This window comes from Glycomyces salinus, from assembly GCF_016428645.1.
In the GTDB taxonomy this organism is placed as follows: Bacteria; Actinomycetota; Actinomycetes; order Mycobacteriales; family Micromonosporaceae; genus Glycomyces; species Glycomyces salinus.
Map to the genome: position 1 here is coordinate 1 of NZ_JAELXW010000055.1, position 23,225 is coordinate 23,225.

At 70.4% G+C, this 23,225-nt stretch carries 19 protein-coding genes; 6 read left to right on the forward strand and 13 right to left on the reverse strand.

Annotated features, from left to right (window positions below; genetic code table 11):
* Window positions 1-130: 130 nt before the first annotated feature.
* The 5 genes from JFB92_RS15705 (at window position 131) to JFB92_RS15725 (ending at window position 7,435) form a co-directional block, all read left to right on the forward strand.
* The gene (locus JFB92_RS15705) at window positions 131-2,476 is read left to right on the forward strand and encodes a Tex family protein (RefSeq protein WP_199040759.1); all 2,346 of its coding nucleotides are present in this window, start codon (window positions 131-133) and stop codon (window positions 2,474-2,476) included.
* Between the two features lie 9 nt (window positions 2,477-2,485).
* On the forward strand, window positions 2,486-3,622 hold the full coding sequence (locus JFB92_RS26650) for a sensor histidine kinase (protein WP_199040762.1): 1,137 nt from the start codon (window positions 2,486-2,488) through the stop codon (window positions 3,620-3,622).
* A complete protein-coding gene (locus tag JFB92_RS15715; RefSeq protein ID WP_199040765.1) occupies window positions 3,619-4,290 on the forward strand; it encodes a response regulator in 672 nt (223 codons plus the stop codon). The genes JFB92_RS26650 and JFB92_RS15715 overlap by 4 nt, the downstream gene beginning before the upstream one ends.
* Before the next feature lie 108 nt (window positions 4,291-4,398).
* A complete protein-coding gene (locus JFB92_RS15720; protein WP_199040768.1) occupies window positions 4,399-6,528 on the forward strand; it encodes an MMPL family transporter in 2,130 nt (709 codons plus the stop codon).
* A 352-nt stretch (window positions 6,529-6,880) separates the two neighbouring features.
* Window positions 6,881-7,435, forward strand: a complete 555-nt coding sequence (locus JFB92_RS15725) for an HdeD family acid-resistance protein (RefSeq protein ID WP_199040770.1) — start codon at window positions 6,881-6,883, stop codon at window positions 7,433-7,435.
* A gap of 50 nt (window positions 7,436-7,485) precedes the next feature.
* Here JFB92_RS15725 and JFB92_RS15730 read toward each other — a convergent pair whose 3' ends face one another.
* From JFB92_RS15730 to argC, 8 genes are all read right to left on the reverse strand, one after another.
* Complete coding sequence (locus JFB92_RS15730) at window positions 7,486-7,755, reverse strand: hypothetical protein (protein ID WP_199040773.1); 270 nt, start codon at window positions 7,753-7,755, stop codon at window positions 7,486-7,488.
* Between the two features lie 115 nt (window positions 7,756-7,870).
* Window positions 7,871-9,265, reverse strand: coding sequence for an argininosuccinate lyase (gene argH / locus JFB92_RS15735; protein WP_199040776.1), 1,395 nt, complete (start codon window positions 9,263-9,265; stop codon window positions 7,871-7,873).
* Window positions 9,262-9,798, reverse strand: coding sequence for an arginine repressor (locus JFB92_RS15740; protein ID WP_199040779.1), 537 nt, complete (start codon window positions 9,796-9,798; stop codon window positions 9,262-9,264). The genes argH and JFB92_RS15740 overlap by 4 nt, the downstream gene beginning before the upstream one ends.
* A 98-nt stretch (window positions 9,799-9,896) precedes the next feature.
* On the reverse strand, window positions 9,897-10,832 hold the full coding sequence (argF, locus tag JFB92_RS15745; protein ID WP_199040782.1) for an ornithine carbamoyltransferase: 936 nt from the start codon (window positions 10,830-10,832) through the stop codon (window positions 9,897-9,899).
* A complete protein-coding gene (locus tag JFB92_RS15750; RefSeq protein WP_199040785.1) occupies window positions 10,829-12,031 on the reverse strand; it encodes an acetylornithine transaminase in 1,203 nt (400 codons plus the stop codon). The genes argF and JFB92_RS15750 overlap by 4 nt, the downstream gene beginning before the upstream one ends.
* Window positions 12,028-12,927 carry an acetylglutamate kinase gene (argB, locus tag JFB92_RS15755; protein WP_199040788.1) on the reverse strand — a complete coding sequence of 300 codons (900 nt, stop codon included), beginning with the start codon at window positions 12,925-12,927 and terminating at the stop codon, window positions 12,028-12,030. Before argB ends, JFB92_RS15750 begins: the two co-directional genes overlap by 4 nt.
* Entirely contained in the window at window positions 12,924-14,078 is a 1,155-nt protein-coding gene (gene argJ / locus JFB92_RS15760; RefSeq protein ID WP_199040791.1) for a bifunctional glutamate N-acetyltransferase/amino-acid acetyltransferase ArgJ, read from the reverse strand. The genes argB and argJ overlap by 4 nt, the downstream gene beginning before the upstream one ends.
* A gap of 97 nt (window positions 14,079-14,175) precedes the next feature.
* Window positions 14,176-15,189, reverse strand: a complete 1,014-nt coding sequence (gene argC, locus JFB92_RS15765) for an N-acetyl-gamma-glutamyl-phosphate reductase (RefSeq protein WP_199040794.1) — start codon at window positions 15,187-15,189, stop codon at window positions 14,176-14,178.
* 244 nt (window positions 15,190-15,433) lie between these two features.
* Here argC and JFB92_RS15770 point away from each other — a divergent pair, with 244 nt between their 5' ends.
* On the forward strand, window positions 15,434-16,579 hold the full coding sequence (locus tag JFB92_RS15770) for an RNA-guided endonuclease InsQ/TnpB family protein (protein WP_199040797.1): 1,146 nt from the start codon (window positions 15,434-15,436) through the stop codon (window positions 16,577-16,579).
* A gap of 158 nt (window positions 16,580-16,737) precedes the next feature.
* Here JFB92_RS15770 and JFB92_RS15775 read toward each other — a convergent pair whose 3' ends face one another.
* From JFB92_RS15775 to pheT, 5 genes are all read right to left on the reverse strand, one after another.
* A complete protein-coding gene (locus JFB92_RS15775) occupies window positions 16,738-17,391 on the reverse strand; it encodes a response regulator (RefSeq protein WP_199040800.1) in 654 nt (217 codons plus the stop codon).
* Window positions 17,388-18,542, reverse strand: coding sequence for a sensor histidine kinase (locus JFB92_RS15780; protein ID WP_199040803.1), 1,155 nt, complete (start codon window positions 18,540-18,542; stop codon window positions 17,388-17,390). The genes JFB92_RS15775 and JFB92_RS15780 overlap by 4 nt, the downstream gene beginning before the upstream one ends.
* A 94-nt stretch (window positions 18,543-18,636) precedes the next feature.
* The gene (locus tag JFB92_RS15785; RefSeq protein ID WP_199040806.1) at window positions 18,637-19,026 is read right to left on the reverse strand and encodes a DUF4190 domain-containing protein; all 390 of its coding nucleotides are present in this window, start codon (window positions 19,024-19,026) and stop codon (window positions 18,637-18,639) included.
* 87 nt (window positions 19,027-19,113) lie between these two features.
* Window positions 19,114-20,640 (reverse strand): penicillin-binding transpeptidase domain-containing protein, encoded by a 1,527-nt coding sequence (locus JFB92_RS15790; RefSeq protein WP_199040809.1) that lies wholly within the window; start codon window positions 20,638-20,640, stop codon window positions 19,114-19,116.
* Window positions 20,641-20,759: 119 nt separating this feature from the next.
* Window positions 20,760-23,225 carry a phenylalanine--tRNA ligase subunit beta gene (gene pheT / locus JFB92_RS15795; RefSeq protein WP_199040812.1) on the reverse strand — a complete coding sequence of 822 codons (2,466 nt, stop codon included), beginning with the start codon at window positions 23,223-23,225 and terminating at the stop codon, window positions 20,760-20,762.

The window sequence follows — 23,225 nt, forward strand, 5'->3', positions numbered from 1 at the left end:
ATCCGCATGTCCTGGGAGTTCGTTTCGTTCCCCCGGCGACGGGATAGAACTTTATCGCATGCGCACGCGAGCGTCCACCGGGGGGCTCCCGCTTCGGCTTCGGGCCCCGTTGTCGCAGCGCTCTGGCAGAATGCCGTTCGTGGCTCAAGCTATCGATCAACGCATCGCCGAGGAACTCTCGGTCGCCCCGAACCAGGTCCGATCCGCCGTCGCGCTGCTGGACGACGGCTCCACCGTCCCATTCATCGCCCGCTACCGCAAGGAGGCGACCGGAGGTCTGTCGGACGAGCAGCTCCGCGCCCTCGAAGAGCGCCTCGGCTACCTGCGCGAACTCGAGGCCCGGCGTTCGGCGGTCCTGGAGTCGATCAAGGAGCAGGGAAAGCTCACTGAGGACCTGGCGGCCCGGATCGAGGCGGCCGACACCAAGGCGCGCCTGGAAGACCTGTACGCCCCGTTCAAGCAGAAGCGCCGCACCAAGGCCCAGATCGCGCGCGAGGCGGGCCTGGAGCCCCTGGCCGACGCGCTGCTGGAGGACCCGACGCGGGACCCCGAGGCGGTCGCCGCGGACTACCTCAACCCCGAGGCCGACGTCAAGGACGCCGCCGCGGCCCTGGCCGGGGCGCGCGCGATCCTCACCGAGCGCTTCAGCGAGGACGCCGACCTCATCGGTGAACTGCGCGAACGCATGTGGCAGCGCGGCCGCCTGGTCTCGTCGGTCCGCGACGGCGCGGCCGAGAAGGGCGCCAAGTTCTCCGACTACTTCGAGTTCGCCGAGACCTTCACCACTCTTCCCTCCCACCGGGTGCTGGCGCTGCTGCGCGGCGAGAAGGAGGAGGTCCTCTCGCTCGGGCTCGAACCGGGCGAGGACGACCAGGCCGGGGCCGACTACGAGGGGATGATCGCCGCCAGGTTCGGCATCCGCGACGAGGGTCGGGCCGCCGACGCCTGGCTGGCCAAGACCGTCTCCTGGGCCTGGCGCACCCGCATTCTCGTCAAACTCGGCGTCGACCTGCGGATGCGGCTGTGGCAGGCCGCCGAGGACGAGGCCGTCAAGGTCTTCGCCGCGAACCTCAAGGACCTCCTGCTGGCCGCCCCGGCCGGACACAAGACCGTCATGGGCCTCGACCCGGCCTACCGCACCGGCGTCAAAGTCGCCGTGGTCGACCCGACCGGCAAGGTCCTGGAGACCGCCGCGATCTACCCGCACCAGCCGCAGAACCAGTGGGACGCCTCGCTGTCGGCGCTCGCGGCGCTGGTGCAGAAGCACGGCGTCGAGCTGATCGCCATCGGCAACGGCACCGCCTCGCGCGAGACCGACCGGCTCGCGACGGAGCTGGTCAAGCTCCTGGCCGGGAAGGCCGAGCTGTCGAAGCTGGTCGTGTCCGAGGCCGGCGCCTCGGTGTACTCGGCCTCGGCCTACGCCACCAAGGAGCTGCCGGAACTGGACGTGTCCCTGCGCGGCGCGGTCTCGATCGCCCGCCGCCTCCAGGACCCGCTGGCCGAGCTGGTCAAGATCGAGCCCAAGCACATCGGCGTCGGCCAGTACCAGCACGACCTGACCGAGACCAAACTCACCAAATCCCTTGAGGCCGTAGTCGAAGACGCGGTGAACGCCGTCGGTGTCGACCTCAACACCGCCAGCGTCCCGCTGCTGTCCCAGGTCTCCGGGCTCACCGAGTCGACCGCCGCCAACATCGTGGCCTGGCGGAACGAGCACGGCCGCTTCGCCGACCGAAAGGACCTGCTGGCGGTGTCCCGACTGGGCCCCAAGGCGTTCGAGCAGGCCGCCGGCTTCCTGCGGATCTCCGGCGGCGCCAATCCCCTGGACGCCTCGGCGGTCCACCCCGAGGCGTACCCGGTCGTCGAGCGCATCCTCGCCGGCACCGGCGAGGGCATCGGCGGCCTCATCGGCAACGCGAAGACGCTGCGCAAGCTCAAGCCCGGCGACTTCGCCGACGAGCGCTTCGGCGTCCCGACCGTCTCAGACATACTCGCCGAGCTGGAGAAGCCCGGCCGAGACCCGCGCCCCGAGTTCAAGGCCGCCGCGTTCAAGGAGGGCGTCGAGAAGGTCTCCGACCTCGAAGAAGGCATGGTCCTGGAGGGCTCGGTCACCAACGTGGCCGCTTTCGGCGCCTTCGTCGACATCGGCGTCCACCAGGACGGCCTGGTCCACATCTCGGCCCTCGCCGACCGCTACGTCGACGACCCGCGCGAGGTCGTCAAACCCGGCGACGTCGTACGGGTGAAGGTCATGTCGGTCGACCTCGAGCGCAAGCGCATCTCGCTGACAATGCGGCTCGGCGACGAGCCCGGCAAGGGCGGCGGCGGGCAGCGCGGCCGCGACAACAAGGGCGGGAACCAGGGCAGGGGCGGCAAGGGCGGCCGGGACGGCGGCCCGCGCCAGCGCGGCGGCCAGGACCGGCAGCCGCAGGGGGCGATGGCCGACGCGCTCCGTCGCGCCGGCCTCACGAAATAGGCTGGAGGCGTGTTCGACCGCTTCTCCGACCGCAAGGGCGACCTCATCGTGGGGGTCGCCGTCACCTTGCTCGTCTTCGTATGGGACGCGCTGGTGCTGGCCATTCAGGGTCCGGTTCCGGGGGCGCTGGCCGAACCGCTCGCTTGGGCGGTGACCGTCGTCGCGTGCGCGGCCCTGTTCGTCAGGAGCACGTACCCGCTGACGGTCACCGTCGTCACCTTGACGTGCACGGTGATCTACTACCCGGCCTCGTCTCTCGACGGGCCGACGATGGCCACGTTCGCCATCGCGCTCTACACCCTCGCGGCGCAGGGCCGCATCGTGGCGGCCTGGATCACCGTCGGGTTGACCTTCCTGGTGCTGATCGTCCCCGAACTCCTCAGCGGGTTCGTCCACGTCACGTTCATCGAGTCGCTGCTGCTCTCGGGCTGGTTCGTGGCGCTCGTCGCGCTCGGGTCCATGGTGTCGCACTACCGGGCCTACCGGTCGGAGTCCGAGATCGCGGTGCGGGAGGCGCAGCGGCGCAGTGTCGCCGAGGAGCGGCTGCGGATCGCCCGGGAGCTGCACGACGCGGTCGGCCACCACCTGTCGCTGATCAACGTGCAGGCCGCGGCGGCGCTGCGCAAGCTCGACCGGGCCCCCGACCACGACACCTCCGGGACGTTGAAGATCGTCTCCGAGACCAGCCAGATGTCGCTGCGGGAGCTGCGGGCGATGGTCGGGGTCCTGCGGGAGGCCGGGGAGGGCTCGCCGACCGGTCCCGGGCCGAGCCTGGGCCAGTTGCCGTCGCTGGTCAACGCCGCCCGCGCCGGGGGCCTGGACGTGGCGTTCACACAGGACGGCACGGCCGAACTTCCCGCGACCGTGGACGCGGCCGCCTACCGGGTCGTCCAGGAGTCGCTGACCAACGTCGTCAGGCACGCCCAGGCTGAACGGGCCGAGGTGCAGGTCGTCATCGGAACCTCCACGCTGGCCGTCCGGATCGCCGACGACGGGAAGGCCAAGGCGGGCAAGGTGCTGCCCGGCAACGGCATGGCGGGGATGCGTGAACGCGCCGAGAGCCTGGGCGGTACGTTCGACGCGGGGCCGCGCGAGGAAGGCGGCTTCTTCGTGGAGGCCACGTGGCCGCTGGAGGTGGAACGGTGATCCGAGTGGTGCTCGTCGACGACCAGCGGCTGGTGCGCGCCGGGTTCGCCTCGATCATCGGCGACGAAGACGACATCGAGATCACCGCCGAGGCCAGCGACGGGGCCGAGGCGCTCGAACTGATCCGCCGCCACCGCCCCGACGTGGTCCTGATGGACATCCGCATGCCCGGCGTCGACGGACTCGAGGCGACCGAGCGGATCGGCATCGACCCCAAGCTCGAGGGCGTCAAGGTCATCATCCTGACCACCTTCGACGAGGACGACTACGTCTACCGGGCGCTGCGGGCCGGCGCCAGCGGCTTCCTGGTCAAGGACACCGACCCCGACGAGCTGTTGCGCGGCATCAGGGTGGTCGCCGAGGGCGAAGCCCTCATCTCCCCGAAGATCACCCGCCGGCTCATCGGCGAGTTCGCCGGGCGCGTCGCCAGGCCCGAGCCGAGCTCGAAGCTGGGCGCCCTGACCGAGCGCGAGACCGAGGTGCTCAAGCTCGTGGCCACCGGTATGAGCAACGACGAGATCGCCGGGAAGCTGTTCCTGTCCCCCGCGACCGCCAAGACCCACGTCTCGCGCATCATGTCCAAGCTGTCGGCTCGCGACCGGGCGCAGCTGGTCGTCACCGCCTACGAGGCCGGCCTGGTGCGCCCGACCTGGACCGACGGCGACTGATGCGACCGATGGCGTACGGCCCGCGGAGGTCATGACTCCCGGGGTGTACGGCGAAGGACTCTGCTCAGCCGATGCACCGGGGCCGTGCGCGCGGCGATAGTCGCGGGCATGGAGACACGACTTGCCACACCGATTCCTTCAGCCTTGGCGCGCCTCGCCCAGTGGACGCAGCGGCGTCCCGTGATCGCGCTTGTGGCCTGGGTGGTGGTCCTCGCCGGGGCGATCGGCGCCGCCGGGGCGGCCGGATCGGCCTTCGAGGACGACTACTCGATGCCCGGCACCGAGTCGCAGGAGTTGTCGGACCTGCTGGAAGAGCGGGCCCCGGAGGCCGACACCACCTCTGTCCAGGTTGTCTTCGGCGACGAGGACGGGGTCGCCTCCGAGCGGGACCGCATCGAGTCGCTGCTGGCCGAGATCGCCGGAATGCCGGGCGTCACCGGGGTGGACGACCCGTTCGCCGGCCACGGAACCGTCTCCGAGGACGGGACGGTCGGTTACGCCACCGCCGGGTTCGAGGGCACCGTCGAGGACGTCGAGTCGCTGCTGGAGGCGACCGAGGACGCCTCCGGCGACGGCCTGGAGGTCGCCCTCGGCGGCGACCCGGTCCGGGAGGCCGAAGAGGGCGAGGGCGGGGCCGCCGAGGGCGTCGGCATGCTCGCGGCGCTGGTGATCCTGGTGCTCATGTTCGGCTCGCTGCTGGCCGCGAGCATGCCGCTGATCACGGCCGTGTTCGCCGTCGGCATCACCTTCTGCCTGTCGATGGTCATCTCCCACGTGGTGACGCTGCCGACCTATCTCACGCCGATCATGTTCCTGGTCGGGCTCGGCGTCGGCATCGACTACGCGCTGCTGATCTTCGCCAGATTCCGCTCGGAGCTGCTGCACGGCTCCAACCGGAAGGGGGCGGCGACGGTCGCGCTGGACACGGCCGGGCGGTCGGTGCTGTTCGCCGGGTCGGTCGTGATCGTGGCCCTGGCCGGGCTGTACGCGCTCGGGCTCGGCTCGCTCCAGTCGGTGGCCGTCTCGGTGGCCCTGGTCGTGCTGGTCACCATGCTCGCCTCGGTGACGCTGCTGCCCGCGCTGCTGGGACTGTTCGGCACGCGCATCGAGAAGCGGGTGCGCAAGCACGCGGCGGGGGCCAAGCGGATCCCCGGGCAGCGGTGGAATGCCTGGTCGCGTCTCATCGAGAAGCGCGCTTGGGCCGCTCTCGCGCTCGTCCTGGCGGCGCTGGTGGCCCTGTCGGCGCCGGTGCTGGGGCTGCGGCTCGGCTTCGCCGACGCCGGAACCGAGGATGAGAGCCTCCAGAGCCGCCAGGCCTACGACATGCTCGCCGAGGGGTTCGGACCGGGCTTCAACGGCCCGCTGATGGTCGTCACCGACGGGTCTCGGTCCGGGGCCGAGGCGGCCGTCGAGGCGATGTCCGGCCTGGAATCGGTCGAACAGGTCTCCCCGGCGTCCCAGATCGGCGACGACCTGTGGATGTCGATGGTCGTGGGCACCGGCGGCCCCTCGGACGAGGCCACGGTGGACCTGGTGCACCAGCTGCGCGGCGATGTCCTGTCCGAGGTGGAGGGAACCCAGCTGGTGGGCGGCGCCACCGCCTCCTCGATCGACTTCAGCGACATCATCGCCGACCGCGCCCCGCTGTTCCTGCTGCTGGTGGTCGGCCTGTCGATGCTGCTGCTGACGGTGGTGTTCCGCTCGGTCCTGATCCCGGTCAAGGCCGCGGTGCTGAACCTGCTGACCATCGGGGCGAGCCTGGGCGTGGTCACCTGGATCTTCCAGGAGGGCCTGTTCGGCATCCAGCCCGGCCCGGTGGAGGCGTTCGTGCCGGTCATGCTGTTCGCGCTGATTTTCGGTCTGTCGATGGACTACGAGGTGTTCCTGGTCTCGCGAATCAGGGAGGAATGGGTGCGGACCGGCGACCCGACCGAGGCGGTCCGCAAGGGACTGGCCTCGACCGGCGGCGTGATCACGGCCGCCGCGACGATCATGATCTCGGTGTTCGCCGCGTTCATCCTCAACGACGCCCGGCTGCTCCAGCAGTTCGGCATCGGCATGGCCGTAGCGATCTTCATCGACGCCTTCATCATCCGCTGCCTGCTGGTCCCGGCGATCATGCGGCTCATGGGTCGGGCCGCCTGGTGGATGCCGAAGTGGATGGACCGGGCGCTGCCGCACGTGACGGTCGAACCCGAACCCGAAACAGCGCCCCGCGAACCGGTTTCGGTCCGCTGACCGACGATCGGACAGCCCTTATCGAAACTCTCCGGAGCGGCTACTAGAGCGCGGCCGCTCCGACCGTCTACTGGAGTCAGATCGAGAGTGAAAGCGTTTCGTAACCGATCGATGTCGGACCGTCGCGATATCGCGGGAGCTCTTCCCCGCATTTGCGGGGGTGAGCCAACGATCGCGAAGAGCATTGCCGGAACGAACGGTTGCTCCCCGCGTCATCGGGGTTTATTGCAGTTGGCGTTGCCTGGTCCGGGCACGTATGTGCTCGGACCAGGTTTGTCGGGCGAATCGTCACTGTCGGCTCCGAACCGGGCTAGCCTGATCGCAAGGTGTTCGTGCTGGTGAGGGGGCTGCGATGCTGGAGATTCTGGCTCGGAACTGGGCATGGGTCCTGGTTCGGGGGGTTTTCACGCTGATCTTCGGGGCCGTCGCGGTGTTCTGGCCCGAGATCACGCTCCTGGCGCTGGTGATCCTGTTCGGCGTCTACGCCATCGTCGACGGCATCACCGCGATCGTCATGGGCGGCCGGCGCGCCACCGGGCGAGGCTGGGTGATCTTCATCGGGATCCTGGGCGTCATCGCCGGAATCATCGCCCTCGTCTGGCCGGGCATCACCGCTCTGGCGCTGCTCTACGTCATCGCGTTCTGGGCGCTGGTCATCGGGCTGTCCAACATCGTCAACGGCTTCGGGCTCAAAGGGGACCCGGGCGGACGTTGGATGTTCGTCCTGTCCGGTCTGGCCGGGGTCCTGCTCGGGATCCTCCTGCTGGTCCAGCCCGGCGAGGGCGCGCTGGCGCTGGTGTTCACCATCGGGTTCCTGGCCATCGTGTGGGGCGTCATCACGATCGTCGGGAGCATCAGGCTGCGCCGCCTCGCCGCCGAGCTCGAGACACGCTCGTCACTGCCCTAGCGACAGGCCGAGATAGCGAGCGAAGTCGATCGGATAGACCGCACTGCGGATCACCAGCCGCCCTCGTTCCGGGCCTTGAGGACGGAGCCGGTCCCGACGTCTTTGATGTTCCCGGCCTCGTCGTATTCCCAGTCGTCCGGTTCCTCGGACAGGTCCTCCAGCGCGAGCCTCGCCATATCGGCGCGGGCCCGCTCCACCCAGTCGACCTGTTCAAGACTGCGGAGTCCCCGACGAAGCACGTCTGAAGTGGTCTCGCCTTGGCGTTTGAACCTGCTGATGATCCGCTTGTCGTCGTCCGTCGGTCGGAAACCTATAGCCATCCTCCGGTTGTACAACAATCGTCGAACATCGTCTCGGCGGAGCGTGAAATCGGGCCTCGGGGCGTTCACCGTCCACCCGCGGCCCAGCTCTTGGGCGCGAAATTGTCGCCGCGCCCTATTCGAGCCGGCCGCGGAGCCGCCGCACGTCCTCGCGCACCGCCGCCAGCTGGTCGGCCACCGCCTTCGGACCGGTCGAGCCGGGCGTGGTGCGCGCGGCCAGTGCGCCGTCCACGTCGAGCACCTCCTTGACCGCCGGGTCGAGGTGCTCGGAGATCCCGGCCAGGTCGGCGTCGGCGATCTCGTGCAGCTCGATCCCGCGCGCCTCGCAGTGGGACACGCAGGACCCCGCGATCTCGTGGGCGCTGCGGAACGGGACGCCCTTGCGAACCAGCCAGTCCGCGATCTCCGTGGCGAGGCTGAAGCCCGTGGGGGCCGAGGCGCGTGGGACCTCGACGTTGAACGTCATGGTCGCGACCATGCCCGTGACGGCCGGGAGCAGGAGCGCCAGGTTGTCGAGCGAGTCGAAGACCGGCTCCTTGTCCTCCTGAAGGTCCTTGTTGTACGTGAACGGCAGGCCCTTGAGGGTGACGAGCAGACCCGTGAGGTTGCCGACGAGGCGGCCCGACTTGCCGCGCGCCAGCTCGGCGACGTCCGGGTTCTTCTTCTGCGGCATGATCGAGGAGCCCGTGGAGAACGCGTCGTCCAACCTGACCCAGCCGAACTCCTGGCTCGACCAGAGGATGACCTCCTCCCCCAGGCGGGAGAGGTGGATGCCGACCATTGAGCACACGAACAGGAGCTCGGCGGCGAAGTCGCGGTCGGAGACGCCGTCGAGTGAGTTCGCCACGGGGGAATCGAAGCCGAGCTCTTCGGCCACGGCGACCGGGTCGAGCGGCAACGAGGAGCCCGACAGCGCGCCCGAGCCGAGCGGGGACAGCGCGGCGCGCTTGTCCCAGTCCCGCAGGCGGTCCAGGTCGCGCAGGAAGCCCTGCGCGTGGGCAAGGAGCTGGTGTCCGAGGGTGACCGGCTGAGCGTGCTGGAGGTGGGTCATGCCCGGGGCGGGCGCGTCCACGAGCCCGGCGGCCTGCTCGGTCAGGGCGCTGACCAGGTCGGTGAGGTCGGCGGCGAGGCCCTTGGCGTGGTTGCGGCAGTACAGGCGCAGGTCGGTGGCGATCTGGTCGTTGCGGCTGCGGCCGGCGCGGAGCTTGCCGCCGAGGTCGCCGAGGCGTTCGACCAGGCCGCGTTCGAGCGCGGTGTGGACGTCCTCGTCGGCGACGGTGCCGGTGAAGGCCCCGGAGTCGACGTCGGCGGCCAGCGAGTCGAGGGCGTCGAGCATCCGCTCCAGCTCGGGTTCTGTCAGCAGTCCGGCCCGGTTGAGGACGCGGGCGTGGGCCTTGGACGCCTGGATGTCGTACGGCGCCAGTCGCCAGTCGAAGCCGATCGAGGCGTTCAGCGCCTCGAGGGCGGCGGCCGGGCCGCCGGAGAAGCGGCCTCCCCAGAGCTTGGTCATCGCTGGTCTTCCTTGGTCTCGTTCGCGGTGTCGGGCAGGTCTGAGCCTTTGCCGGCCCAGTTGAGCATCTGGTCGGCGACCTCTCGGCCGGTGATGCCGTCGCGGGCGATGACGGCGATGGTGTCGTCTCCGGCGATGGTGCCGATCACCGAGGACAGTCCGGATCGGTCGATGGCGCTGGCCAGGTACTGGGCGGCGCCGGGCGGGACTCGCAGGACGGCCATGTTGGCCGAGTGGTCCGCCGAGGTCAGCAGCTCGCGCAGGAGTCGCTGGAGCCGTTCGGAGGGGATCTCGGTGTCGCGCAGGGGCCGCTCGCCTTCGGCGAAGATCGAGTATACGGCCGCGCCGCCGTCGGTGCCGCGGACCTTGACCGCGCCGAGTTCTTCGAGGTCGCGGGAGATGGTGGCCTGGGTGGCCTCGATGCCGTCGGAGGCCAGCAGGTGCTGGAGCTCGCTCTGGGATCGGACCGGGCTGTTGGAGATCAGTTCGCTGATGCGGGCCTGGCGGGCGGCCTTGCTGGTCGGTTGATTCATCAGCGTTCACTCTTCTTTGGGGCGACGCGTCGCCACGCGGAGTCTTTCGAGTTTCCTCGAGCGAAGCGAGCCGGCGGGCGGGGCGACGGGTGTGGAGCTCACCGTCGGTCGCCTCCGACGAGCCAGGCCAGCAGTGCCTTCTGGGCGTGGAGGCGGTTCTCGGCCTGGTCGAACACTCGCGAGTGCGGACCGTCCATGACCTCGTCGGTTATCTCCTCGCCGCGGTGGGCCGGCAGGCAGTGCAGGACGATCGCGTCGTCGGCGGCGTGGCTGAGCAGGTCGGTGCTGAGCTGGTAGGGGGCCAGTTCGCCCAGGCGCTGCTCGCGGTCCTCCATGCCCATGGAGACCCAGGAGTCGGTGGAGACGACGTCGGCTCCGGTCACGGCCTCGACCGGGTCGGCGGTGACGGTGACCGAGCCGCCGGTGGTCCGGTTGATCTCGGCGGCCCTGTCGAGCACTTCCCGGGCCGGCTGGTATCCGGCGGGGGCGCCGATGCGGACGTGCATTCCGGCCGTCGAGCAGGCGATCACGGTGGAGTTGCCCATGTTGAACGCGGCGTCGCCGACGTAGGCGATGGCGGTGCCCTTGAGCGGTTTGTGTTCGGCGACGGTCATCAGGTCGGCCAGGAGCTGGCAGGGGTGCCAGCCGTCGGTGAGGGCGTTGACGACGGGGACGGAGGCGTGCTGGGCCAGTTCGGTGATGCGCGCGTCGGCGAAGGTGCGGATGACGATCGCGTCGACGTAGCGGGAGAGGACCCGGGCGGTGTCGGCGATGGTCTCGCCGCGGCCGAGCTGGGTGGACTGGGAGTCGATGACCACGGGGTTCCCGCCGAGCTCGGCGATGCCGACCTGGAAGGACAGGCGGGTGCGAGTCGAGGGTTTCTCGAATATCACCGCGACCGATCGAGGAGTGCCGTTGTGGGCGAGGCTGTGGCGGTTCCAGCCGGGCCGCTTCACCGCCGCGGCGAACTCGAGCAGTTCCCGCTGCTCTTCGGGAGTGAGGTCGTCGTCTTTCAAGAAGTGTCTTGTGGTCACGGTCGTGCTCCCGGGGCGGGCATGATCTCGTCGAGCGCGGCGATGAGTTTGTCGCAGAACTCGTCGAGTTCGGTCTGAGTGATGGTCAGGGGCGGGGCGATGCGGATCGTGTCGGGCCTGGGCGCGTTGGCGAGCACGCCGTTCCCTATGAGCTCGGCGACGACGTCGGCGGCGACCGGTTCTGTCAGGGCGATGCCGCGCCACAGCGCCTTGCCGCGCACCTCGGCGACCCGCGGATCGCCGGCGAGCCGGGCGTCGAGGTGTTCGCCGAGGGCCAGCACGTTGTCGAAGAGGTGATCGCGTTCGATGGTGTCGATGACGGCCAGGCTGGCGGCGCAGGCGATCGGGTTGCCGCCGAAGGTGGAGCCGTGGGTGCCCGGAGTGAGCGCCGCGGCCCACGGCCCGGCGGCGATGACGGCGCCTATGGGGACGCCGCCGCCCATGCCCTTGGCGATGGTGACCGCGTCGGGGGTGATCCCCGCGGCGTGGTGGGCGAACCAGGCGCCGGTCCGGCCGAAGCCGGACTGGATCTCGTCGATCACCAGGGCCGCGCCGCGTTCGGCGGTGCACTGCCGGGCGGCGAGGAGGTATTCGACGGCGGCGGGCACGACCCCGGCCTCGCCTTGGGCCGGTTCGAGGAAGACCGCGGCGGTCTCGTCGTCGACGGCGGCCTTGAGCGCGTCGGCGTCGCCGTAGGGCACGAACCGGACGTCGCGGCCCAGCGGCTCGAACGGCTCGCGGATCGCGGCCTTGCCGGTGATGGACAGGGACCCGAGCGTTCTGCCGTGGAAGCCGTTGTCGGCGGCGACGATCTTGGTCTTCCCGGAGTCCTTGCCCGCCAGCAGGGCGAGCTTGAGTGCGGCCTCGTTGGCCTCGGTGCCGGAGTTGCAGAAGAAGACCCGGCCGTCGATCCGGGACAGCTCCAGCAGCTTCTCGGCGAGTTCGACCTCCTTCTCGTGCAGGTAGAGGTTGGAGGTGTGGGCCAGGCGGGCGGCCTGGACGCCTATGGCCTGGACCAGCGCCGGGTGGTTGTGCCCGAGGCTGGAGACGGCGATGCCGCCGATCATGTCCAGGAAGGTGTCGCCGTCGACGTCGGTGACGTGGCGGCCCTCGCCTTCGCTGATGGCCACGGGCGGCAGCCCGTAGTTGCCCATGAGCGCGTTCTGGAAGCGCCGCTTGAGTTCGTCCGAATAGGTCACTGGTCCTCCATGACCATGGTGCCGACGCCGTCGGAGGTGAAGATCTCCAGCAGGGTCGAGTGGGGAACGCGCCCGTCGATGACGTGCGCTTGGGGGACGCCGCCCTTGACCGCCCGGAGGCAGGCCTCCATCTTGGGGACCATACCGGACTGGAGGCCGGGCAGCAGCTCGGCGAGCTGGGCGGTGGTGACCTGCCGCAGCAGCGAGCCCCGGTCGGGCCAGTCGGCGTAGAGCCCTTCGACGTCGGTGAGGATGACGAGCTTCTGCGCGCGGAGCGCCTCGGCGAGCGCGGCGGCGGCGGTGTCGGCGTTGAGGTTGTAGAGCACGCCTTCGTGGTCGAGCGCGACGGTGGAGACCACCGGTATGCGTCCGGCGTCGATGATGTCGTCGATCGCGGCGGTGTTGACGCTGGCGACGTCGCCGACCCGGCCCACGTCGACCCGCTCGCCGTCCACGTCGGCCCAGCGGCGCTTGGCGGTGAACAGCTGCGCGTCCTCGCCGCTCATGCCGACCGCGTGCGGGCCGTGGTTGTTGATCAGGCCGACCAGCTCGCGGCCGACCTGGCCGACCAGGACCATGCGGACCACGTCGGCGGCCTCGGGGGTGGTCACGCGCAGCCCGCCCCGGAACTCCGATTCGATGTCGAGCTTGGCGAGCATGGCCGAGATCTGGGGGCCGCCGCCGTGGACGACGACGGGTTTGATGCCCACTTGGCGCAGGAACACCATGTCGGCGGCGAAGGCGTTCTGGAGTTCGGGGTCGATCATGGCGTTGCCGCCGTATTTGACCACGACGACGTGGCCGGCGAAGCGCTGCAGCCACGGCAGTGCCTCGATGAGCGTCTCGGCCTTGCCGAGCGCGGCCTTCAGGTGCGGTGCCAGTCCGTCAATGCTCATGTGCTGTAGGCCGAATTCTCGTGAACGTAGTCGTGGGAGAGGTCGTTGGTCCAGACCGTGGCCGAGGCGGCCCCGTTGTGCAGGTCGATGTCGATCTGGACGGCCCGGCCCTTGAGGTCGACGAGGTCGCGCGGCTCGCCGGCGGCGCCGGATTCGCAGATCCGCACGCCGTTGACGGCGACGTCGACCTGGTCGGCGTCGAAAGGCGCCTTGGAGACGCCCACGGCGGCGAGGATGCGGCCCCAGTTGGGGTCGCTGCCGAACATGGCGGTCTTGACCAGGTTGTCGCGGGCGACGCAGCGGGCGACCTCGACGGCGTCGTCTTCAGTCTGCGCCCCCGAGACGGTGATCGCGATGTCTTTGGTCGATCCTTCGGCGTCGCCGAGCAGCTGCTTGGCCAGGTCGGTGCACAGCTCGGTCAGCGCGGTGGTGAATTCGTCGGCATCGGCCCGGACCCCGGAGGCGCCCGAGGACAGGAGCAGGACGGTGTCGTTGGTCGACATCGAGCCGTCGGAGTCGAGCCTGTCGAAGGAGTACCGGCAGGCGGTGCCGAGCGCGGTGTCGGCCGGTTCGCGGTCGACGACCGCGTCGGTGGTGAGCACGACGAGCATCGTGGCCAGGCCGGGGGCGAGCATGCCGGCGCCCTTGGCGATCCCGCCGACCGTCCAGCCGGCCGGGCTGGTGCGCGCGGCGTTCTTCGCGACGGAGTCGGTGGTCATGATCGCTCCGGCGGCGGCTTCGCCGCCGGCCTCGGAGAGGGCCTTGGCGGCGGCGTCGACGCCGGGCAGGAGCTTGCCCATGGGGAGGCGCTCGCCGATCAGGCCGGTGGAGCACACGGCGATCTCGGCGGCGCCGCAGCCGAGGACGGCGGCGGTCTTCTCGGCGGTGGCGTGGGTGTCCTGGAAGCCTTCGGGGCCGGTGCAGGCGTTGGCGCCGCCGGAGTTGAGGATGACGGCCTTGAGTCGCCCGTAGGTGATGACCTGCTCGGTCCATTTGACCGGTGCGGCCTTGACGCGGTTGCCGGTGAAGCGCCCGGCGGCCACCTGCTCGGGGCCGTCGTTGACGACCAGCGCGAGGTCGGGTTTGCCGGATTCTTTGAGTCCGGCGGTGACGCCGGAGGCCCGGAAGCCCTTCGGAGTTGTGATGGTCATGCGTTTACTCCGGTTCGGGGCGAGCCGTCAGGTACGGCGAGTTTTTCGAGTTTCCGAGCGAAGCGAGCCGGCTGGGTGGGGCGCCGGGTGCGGGAACTCACGGGGCGACTCCGTTCACGGTCAGTCCGGTCTCCTCGGGCAGTCCGAGCATGATGTTGGCGCATTGGACGACCTGTCCGGACGCGCCCTTGCCGAGGTTGTCGATCGCGCTGGTCACGATGATGCGCCCGGAGTCGCGGTCGATCCCGCCTTGGAGGAGGGCGGCGTTGGTGCCGTAGGTGGAGGCGGTGGCCGGCCAGAAGCCTTCGGGCAGCAGGCGGACGAAGTGCTCGCCGCCGTAGGCCTTGGCCAGGACCTCGCGGACGTCGTCGGCGGTCGCTCCGGCGGCGGGCTTCGCGGTAGCGGTGGCGATGATGCCGCGGGGCATGGGCGCCAGCAGCGGAGTCATGGACAGACTGGTCGCGCCGGTGGCCTGCTTGATCTCGGGCACGTGCTGGTGGGCGCCGACCTTGTAGGGCCTCATCGAGCCTATGACCTCGCTGGCCAGCAGTTGCTTCTTGGCGGCGTTCCCGGCGCCCGAGGTGCCGGATGCGGCCACGACGACCACGTCGTCGGCCTCGGCGATGCCGGAGTCGAACAGGGGGCGCAGGGCGAGGACGACCGAAACGGCGTAGCAGCCGGTGGCCGCGACCCGCTTGGAGGCGGCGATGGCCTCGCGTTGACCGGGCAGCTCGGGCAGACCGTAGGTCCAGGTCCCGGCGTGAGGGCTGCCGTAGTAGGCCTCCCAGGCCGCGGCGTCCTCGAGGCGGTGGTCGGCGCCGAGGTCGACGATCTTCACTTCGGGGTCGAGCTGCGCGGCCAGCGGCCCGGACTGTCCGTGCGGGAGGGTCATGATGACCAGGTCGGCGCCGGCGAACGCCTCGGGGGTCGTCTCGCTGAATCGGCGGCCGGCGTAGTCGGTCAGGTGGGGGTGGACTGCGGTGATCGACTCACCGGCCTGGCTGTGCGCGCTGGCGGCGATGACGTCGAGCTGCGGGTGGTCCGCGAGAATCCGCAGCACCTCACCGCCCGCGTAGCCGCTGGCGCCTGCCACGGCGACCTGGTACGTCACGGTTAACCTCCGAATTGAATGAGTATGCAATACACTGTATCAGAATTCAGGAATGTGGCAACGGAGATATTCCACTCACCTTATTCCCGGTCGCTACCCCAGCTTTCAGCCTGAGAGGATCCGGAGTGATTACCTGCCCGCGGTCCCGCTCCGCGGGACCGCGGTTCGCCTGTGGTGACAATCATGACGTTGACTGCGAGTGCGGCGCGAGGGATTGTCGTACCTGTCGCCTATGGTTCCAATCGTGCAGCTTCGTTACGCTTACCGCGTCTATCCGACCACGCCGCAGCGCAGAGCGCTGGCGCGGGTGTTCGGGTGCGTCCGGACGGTCTATAACGATGCTGTCGCCGCGCGGCGGAAGGCGCGCGCCGAGGGATTGCCGTTTCCGTCAACGGCCGCACTCGACAAGCAATTGATCACCCGCGCCAAGCGGACTCCCGAGCGGTCTTGGCTGTCCGAGGTCTCCACGGTGCCGTTGCAGCAGGCACAGCGGGACTGCCACCAGGCGTACCGGAACTTCTTCGACTCTCTGTCGGGGAAGCGGGTTGGGGCGGGGGTCGGTCCGCCTCGGTTCAAGCGCCGGTCACACCGGCAGACCGCCCGGTACACCCGCAACGGGTTCCGGCTCAAGACGAATGGCCGCCTGTATGTGGCGAAGGTCGGGGACCTGAAAGTCGCCTGGTCGCGCGAACTGGCGGCCTCTCCGTCGAGCGTGACGATCATGAAGACCCCGGCTGGGAAGTACTTCGCTTCATTCGTGGTCTGTGTCGATGACGGTGCCGAGCGGCTGGAGCCGCTGGCAGTCCCGGATGCGGAGACCGCGATCGATTTGGGGCTCAAGTCGTTCGCAGTGCTGCGGGGTGGGAAGACCATCGATAATCCGCGATTCTTCGCCCGGCTGGAGCGCAAGTTGCGGAAGGCGCAGCGGGAGCTGAGCCGCAAAACGAAAGGCTCGAACAACTACGGGAAGGTCCGGATCAAAGTCGCGAAGATCCATGAACGGACCCGGAACCTACGTGAAGACTGGCTGAACAAGCAGGTGAAGGCACTGGTGGGCGAGAACCAAGCCCTCTATGCCGAGGATCTGTGCGTCAAGGGCCTTTCCCGCGGCCGGGCCGCGAAGAGCGTGCATGACGCCGCATGGGGCAGGTTCTTGTCGAAGCTGGAATCGAAGGCCGTCCGAGCCGGGCGGACGTTCGTCAAGGTCGACCGGTTCTTCCCTTCGACCCGTCTCTGCTCGGGATGCGGGGCGCTGACCGGACCGGCTGGACTGGCTCAACTGAATGTCCGCGAATGGGTGTGCGGATGCGGAGCCGTCCACGACCGGGATGCGAACGCCGAGGCCAACATCCGGCTAGAAGGACGGCGGCTCGCACAAGCTGCCACTTGAGTGAAATCGTCGCCCGGGGGCACCGGGAGACGCGAAACGCCTGCGGAGGGCAGACCGGGGAGACCCGGCGCGGCCCGTTGAACCAGGAACCCGACCGTAGACTGCTCCCGACCAGGGACGGCAAGCCGGGAATCCTCTACTTTAAGGAAGGGTGGATGTCAATGAGAGCGGCCGTTCGCCCGCTCCCGGGCGAAGATCGCGGCCTGGACTCGGCTGGCCAGGCCGAGCTTGGCCAGCAGGCGCGTCACGTGCGATTTGACCGTGGCCTCGGCCATCCCCAGTTCGGCGGCGATGTCGGCGTTCGACAGCCCCTCACCGATCAATGAAAGCACTTCCCCTTCGCGCCTGGTCAGCTCCGCCAAGCCCTGGCCGTCGACCGGGATCGGCGCGTAGGCCGGGCGGGCGCGCCCGAATTCGGCGATGAGGCTGCGGGTCACCGCCGGGGAGATCAGTCCGTCGCCGCGGGCGACTGTGCGCACGCCCTCGACCAGGGTCCGCGCGTCCACGTCTTTGAGCAGGAAGCCGCTCGCTCCCGCGCGGAGGGCGTCGAAGACGTTCTGGTCGTCGCCGTAGCTGGTGAGCACCAGGACGTCGGCGACGCCGCGCAGTTCGGCGGCCGCGGCGATGCCGTCCTTTCGGGGCATGCGCACGTCCATGACCACCACGTCCGGTCTCAGCGTCCTCGCCCGCTCGACGGCCTCGACGCCGTCGGCGGCCTCGCCGATCACCTCGATGTCCTCGGCGCTGTCGAGGAGCATGCGAAGCCCCGCGCGGACCGCGGCGTGGTCGTCGGCCAGCAGCACCCCGATCATGCTTCAGTCCCCTCCGTCGGTATCTCGGCGCGGACGCTCCAGGCCGCGCCGCTGGGCCCGGCCTTGACCGTGCCGCCCAGGAGTCTGACCCGCTCGGTCATCCCCACCAGGCCCGCCCCGCCCGGAACCGACACCGCGGGGGCGGCGACGGCGTTCTCCACGGTGACGGTCAGCCGCTCGGAACCGTAGTCGATTCGCACCGAGGCGTCCGAGCCGTGCTTGAGCACGTTCGTCAGCGCCTCCTGCACGACCCGGAACGCGGCCGTCTCGACCTGCCCCGGCAGCTCCCGCTCGGGCCCGGCGACGGCGAAGTCGACCTTCAGGCCCACTCGCCGCATCCGCTCGACCAGATCGGGAACCTGGTCGAGCCGGTAGGCGGCCAGCTCCTCGTCCGCGTCGACCGAGCGCAGCAGCCCGATGATGCGCCGCAGCTCGGCCAGGCCCTCCACGCTGCTCTGCCGGATCGCGTCCACCGACCGCTTGAGGGTCTCCTCGTCGAGGTCGGCCCGGGCCTGCAAACCGGTGGACTGGAGGGCTATCGCGCTCAGGTAGTTCGCGACGGTGTCGTGCAGCTCTCGGGCCATCGTCGTGCGCTCGCGCAGCACCGCCTCGTGGCGGCGCGCCTCGGCCAGGCGGGCCTGCTGCTCGGCCCGCTCGGCCTCCAGGCGGGCCCGGTCGTGTGCCTGCCGGACGATGACGGCGGTCCCGATCGGCGAGATGAGGATGATCGCCCCGATCGCGGCGGTCGACAGCACCGCACCGGCGTCGTCGATCTCCAGGAAGGCCCACACCGTGAACACGAGGACGGCCGCGACCGCGGTGACCGTCATGGGCCGCAGCGCCTTGCGCGGACCGTAGCGGGCGAAGGCGTAGATGTTGTCGGTGAAGACGCAGGCGGTCACCAGCGTCAGCCCGATGGCCAACTCCGTTCCGAACCCGGCGACGCCCAGGGACAGGCACAGCGCGGGCGAGGCGCGACGGAACACCACGCCCAGGCACACCAGTGCCGGGGGCGCGAACCGCAGCGCGAGCGGCGCCTCCGACCAGTACGGCTCGAAGCTGCCGAGCCCGATGAGCACGGCCCCGGCCGCGTACAGCAGTACCGCGGCGATGAGATCGCCGCGTCGGATACGGCTGAACGGGGTCGGCATGACCCAATCCCACCACAGCCGGCGGGCGTCCGCCTCGGTCTGGACGCCGAATCGCCTCTGCGACTTTGGTCGGACCCGGCGCCCGCGGGCCCGCTCAGTAGAAGGAGAAGCTCGGATCGCTGGAGGGCCAGTTGCTCGGGTCGTTGAACTCGTCCACGGCGCGGCCGACGGCCCAGACCCAGAAGATCAGGTAGATGATCCAGAACACGGTCGCGGCCACGGCGATCCAGCCCAGGACGACCCCGGTGACCGCGAAGCCGTCGCCGTCCTCGCCGCGCTCGGCGATCTGCCGCCGGGCGATCGTGCCGAAGATCAAGCCCAGCAGCCCGACCGGGGAGCACACGCCGACGATGCCGAGCACCATCGCCGCGATGGCCATGCCGTTCACGGGACGGCGCGGCGGCGGGTACTGGTAGCCGTAGACCTGCGGGGGGTAGGGCGGGGGCGGCTGCTGCGGGTCTGGTCCTGGGTCTGGGCTGGACATACGGGAATCTCCAATGGACGGGCGACTACGGGACAACTCTAAGATCTCGGCCTCGGGCGCCGCATCGCGAATCCGTGCCAGATGCGGCTACCAGCAGATCCAGCCGCAGTCGTCGGTCGGATCCTCGCTCGGCTCGTCGCTGGTGGGATCCTCCGGTTCCTCGCTGGTGGTCGGGTCGTCGGGCGGTTCACTGGTCTCGGTCGTTGGATCCTCGCTCGAAGGCTCCTCGCTGGACGGGGCCTCCGAGGGCGACTCGGAGGGCTCCTCGGCGCTGGTCGGATCCTCGCTGGAGGGCTCGTCCCCGCCGCCGTCCCAGGTCTCGGGCGCGAAGTCGCGCGAGTCGATCGCGGCGTCGACGACCGCCCGCCACACCGGCACTCCGGCGGTGTCGACGTCGTCGGCCCCTTCGGCGTCGCCGATCCAGGCGGCGACGCTCAGCTGCGGGATCGCGCCGACGTACCAGGACTGCGGCGGTTCCTCGTACCAGGTGCCGGAGAACCCGAAGTAGTCGCGCTCCTCGATCGCGTCGCCGTTGCCCAGCCCCATCTCCTGGAGGGCGCCCGCGGTGTCGGGGCTGATGGCCTGGGAGGTGCGGATGCCCTGGTCGGCCTCGATGCTGTCGCCCGCGCCGTCGACGACGCGGTCGACGAAGTGGGTGTCGGCGTGGACGCCGTCGCCGGCGATGGTGGCGTAGACGGCGGCCATGTCGGACACGCTCACGGGATAGGTGCCGAACCCGTCGGCCGCGAAGGCGTCGTAGTCGACCTCGCCGCTCTCCAGGTCGTGGACGGTGCCGTCCTGGTCGCCCAGGTCGCTGACGCCGAGCGCGGCGGCGGTCTCGACCACGGTCTCGGATCCGTACTCCGAGGCGATCTCGTCCACGGCCTCCTTGCGCGACTCCCGGACGGCGGTCTCGAGGGTGACCTCGTCGTCGGGCCCGTAGGGCCACTCCGAGTCGGTCGTGGCGCCGTTCTCCAGGGCCGCCGCCGCGGTGACCATGTCGAACACCGATGAGGGCGGATGCGGGGTGTCGTCGCCGACCTGGTCGGCGCCGGTCTCCTCCTCGGCCCCGAAGTAGCACAGGACCGCTCCGGTGCCGGGCTCGATCGCGACCACCCCGGCTTCCGAACCGGCGTCCTCGGCGGTCTCCTGAAGCTGCTCGTCGAGGGTGAGGACCACGCGCGGGCCGTCGGCGTTGGATTCGGCGTTGTAGAGCTCGTCCGGAGCGATGCCGTAGCGGATCTCCAGCTCGGTGTGGATCTGCTCGACCAGGCCGGAGTGGCGTTCGGTGAAGTCGTCGTCTACGGCCACGCCGTTGGAGTACAGCAGCGCGGCGTCGTCCTCCTGGCCGCCCCCGCCGCCGCCGGAATCCTCGCCGCCGAGCAGCGCCTCGCTGCCGATGATCGCTCCCCCGGCCAGGACCAGGCCCGCCGCAGCGGCGACGAGGAACTGGGGCTTGCGGATCCGTTCGGGGATCTCGGGGAGCGGGAAGGAGCCTTCCGCGCGGTGCCTGCCCGCGCCGCGCCCCGGCCCGCGGGCTCCGGCCCGGTGGCCGCCGCTGCCGCCGGCACGCCGTTTGCCGGGCCCGAGGCGAGGGGTGCTCCCGTTTTCCACATACGTACCTTAAAAGGCGCGGACCACCTGACAGGCATGGGTACCCCCTATACCCAGGTATTTCGTCTAAAAGGGACGGGTCGGCGGGGGCAGACCCCGCCGACCCGTCCCGGTTCGCCCTATTCGCGGATGGCCGCGCCGAACCGCTCGCTCGCGACCGCCACGGCCGCGTCGCGGATCGCCACGCCCTCCTCGTTGGTCAGCGTCCGGTCTCCGGCGCGCAGCGCCAGCTTGAACGCGAGGGACTTCTTCCCCTCGCCGAGCTTGGCGTCGCGGTAGACGTCGAACAGGCGCGCCGACTCCAGCAGCTCCCCGGCGCCCTCGCACAGCGCCGCCTCGACCTCGCCGGCGGAGACGCTCTCGGAGACGACCACCGCCACGTCGATGAGCGTGGCCGGGTAGTGCGAGATGACCGGCGCCGGAGCCAGGTCCGGCAGCGGGACGGCCGAGAGGTCCAGCTCCATGGCCGCGGTCCGCTTCGGCAGGTCGAGGGCCTCGCACACCTCGGGATGCAGCTCCCCGGCGTGGCCGACGACCTCGCCTTCGACCTTCAGCTCGGCGCAGCGGCCCGGGTGCCACGGGGCCAGCTCGCCCTGGACGACCTCCAGCTTCGCTCCGGCGGCCTCGGCCACGATCTCGGCGGCCTCGATCGCGTCGGCCCAGTCGACCTGGCGGCCGGGGCCCTCGACCCCGTCCGGTCCGGCCTGGCCGCACAGGATCGCGGCCACGTGCCGCGGCTGCGCGGGCAGCCGCCGGATCGCCGCCGAGATCGCCTCGTCGCTCGGCCGCTCGGACACCGGCAGCTCGACCTTCTCGAGCTCCGACCAGCCCTCGGCGGGCTTGAAGACCAGCCCCTCCTCGAATACCGCCAGGTCGCGCGCGCCGCGCGCGAGGTTCGTCCTGACCGCGTTGACCAGGCTCGCCAGCACCGAGGTGCGCAGCAGCGGCGCGGCGGTGTCGAGCGGGTTGAGCACCGCGATCGCGTCGCGCCGCGGATCGGCCGGGTCCAGCCACAGCTCGTCGGCGCGCTCGCGCGAGACGAACGGGAACGTGAAGGTCTCCACGAAGCCGTTGTCGGCCAGGGCCCGCGCCACGCGGCGGCGGCGGCGCTGCTCGGGTGTCAGGCCCGGCCCGGCCGGCGCGCGGGGCACGCTCGACGGGATGTGCCGGTAGCCGTGGAGCCGCGCGACCTCCTCGACCAGGTCGGCCGGGTCGGCCAGGTCGGGACGCCAGGTCGCCGGGGTGACGGTGAGAACGTCGCCACCCTCCACCGAGCAACCGGCGGCCTCCAGCATCGCGACCACCGTCGCGCGGTCGTAGTCGACCCCGATCGTCTGCGACGGCAGGTCGACCGGCAGCTCGATCGGTGCGACCGGCCGGCGGTTGTCGACGTCGGCGACCTTCTCCGAGAGCGTCCCGCCGCCGTACTCGACCAGCAGGTCGACCGCGCGCTGCGTGGCGAGCGCGCTCAGGGCCGGGTCGGTGCCGCGCTCGAACCGCTTGGACGCCTCGCTGGTGAGCTTGTGCCGCCGCGAGGTCCGCGCGATCGCGACCGGATCCCAGTGCGCGGCCTCGACGAGCACATTGCGGGTCTCGGGGCCGACCTCGGAGGACTCCCCGCCCATGACCCCGGCCAGCGACAGCGGGCCGGTGTTGTCGTAGATGACCATGTCCTCGGGGTCGAGGGCTCGCTCGACGTCGTCGAGGGTCTTGAGCTTCTCGCCCGGGCTCGCGCGCCTGACGACCAGGTCGCCTTCGAGGCGGTCCAGGTCGAAGGCGTGCAGCGGGTGGCCCAGTTCGAGCATCAGGTAGTTGGTGACGTCCACGGCCAGCCCGATCGGGCGCATCCCGGCCTGCGTCAGCCGCTTGGCCATCCACTCGGGCGAATCGGCGTTCGCGTCCACGCCGTGGACGGCGCGCAGCGTGAAGCGCGTGCAGCCCTCGGTCTCGACCCGGATCGGGTGCGGCGGCTCGGCCGTGGCCGGGTGCTCGACGGCCTTGGCGGCCGGGTCGGTGAAGGCCGCCCCCAGCTGGTGGGCGACCTCGCGGGCGACCCCGCGCATCGAGAAGCAGTAGCCCATGTCGGGGGTGATGGCCAGCTCGAACACGATCTCGTCGAGGCCGAGCAGCGGCCGCGCGTCCTCCCCGACCATGCCCTCGGCCAGCACCATGATGCCGTCGTGGTCGTCGGAGACGCCGAGCTCGCGCGCCGAGCAGATCATGCCGTCCGAGAGCCGCCCGTAGGTCTTGCGCGAGCCGATGGCGAACCCGCCGGGCAGGACCGCGCCGGGCAGCGCCACCACGACCAGGTCGCCCTCGGCGAAGTTGCGGGCGCCGCAGATGATCGAGCGCGGCTCGTCCTCGCCGACCTCCACGTGGCAGTGGCGGATCGGCTTCTTGAACTCGGTGAGCTCCTCGATCGAGGCGACGCGGCCGACCACGAGCGGTCCGGTGACCTGCTCGCGCAGGTCGTGGACCTCTTCGACCTCGAGCCCGGCGTCGACCAGGGCCGCGTCCAGGGCCTCGGTCGTGAGGTCGGCGGGCAGGGCGGCGTACTCGGACAGCCAGGAGACTGGGATCCGCAT

Bases quoted from the DNA above. Each gene is read 5' to 3' on its own strand.
- JFB92_RS15705 (WP_199040759.1), top strand. From the start codon at position 131: ATGCCGTTCGTGGCTCAAGCTATCGATCAACGCATCGCCGAGGAACTC.
- JFB92_RS15720 (WP_199040768.1), top strand. From the start codon at position 4,399: ATGGAGACACGACTTGCCACACCGATTCCTTCAGCCTTGGCGCGCCTC.
- JFB92_RS15725 (WP_199040770.1), top strand. From the start codon at position 6,881: ATGCTGGAGATTCTGGCTCGGAACTGGGCATGGGTCCTGGTTCGGGGG.
- JFB92_RS15730 (WP_199040773.1), bottom strand. From the start codon at position 7,755: ATGGCTATAGGTTTCCGACCGACGGACGACGACAAGCGGATCATCAGC.
- argH (WP_199040776.1), bottom strand. From the start codon at position 9,265: ATGACCAAGCTCTGGGGAGGCCGCTTCTCCGGCGGCCCGGCCGCCGCC.
- JFB92_RS15740 (WP_199040779.1), bottom strand. From the start codon at position 9,798: ATGAATCAACCGACCAGCAAGGCCGCCCGCCAGGCCCGCATCAGCGAA.
- argB (WP_199040788.1), bottom strand. From the start codon at position 12,927: ATGAGCATTGACGGACTGGCACCGCACCTGAAGGCCGCGCTCGGCAAG.
- argJ (WP_199040791.1), bottom strand. From the start codon at position 14,078: ATGACCATCACAACTCCGAAGGGCTTCCGGGCCTCCGGCGTCACCGCC.
- JFB92_RS15775 (WP_199040800.1), bottom strand. From the start codon at position 17,391: ATGATCGGGGTGCTGCTGGCCGACGACCACGCCGCGGTCCGCGCGGGG.
- JFB92_RS15780 (WP_199040803.1), bottom strand. From the start codon at position 18,542: ATGCCGACCCCGTTCAGCCGTATCCGACGCGGCGATCTCATCGCCGCG.
- JFB92_RS15785 (WP_199040806.1), bottom strand. From the start codon at position 19,026: ATGTCCAGCCCAGACCCAGGACCAGACCCGCAGCAGCCGCCCCCGCCC.
- pheT (WP_199040812.1), bottom strand. From the start codon at position 23,225: ATGCGGATCCCAGTCTCCTGGCTGTCCGAGTACGCCGCCCTGCCCGCC.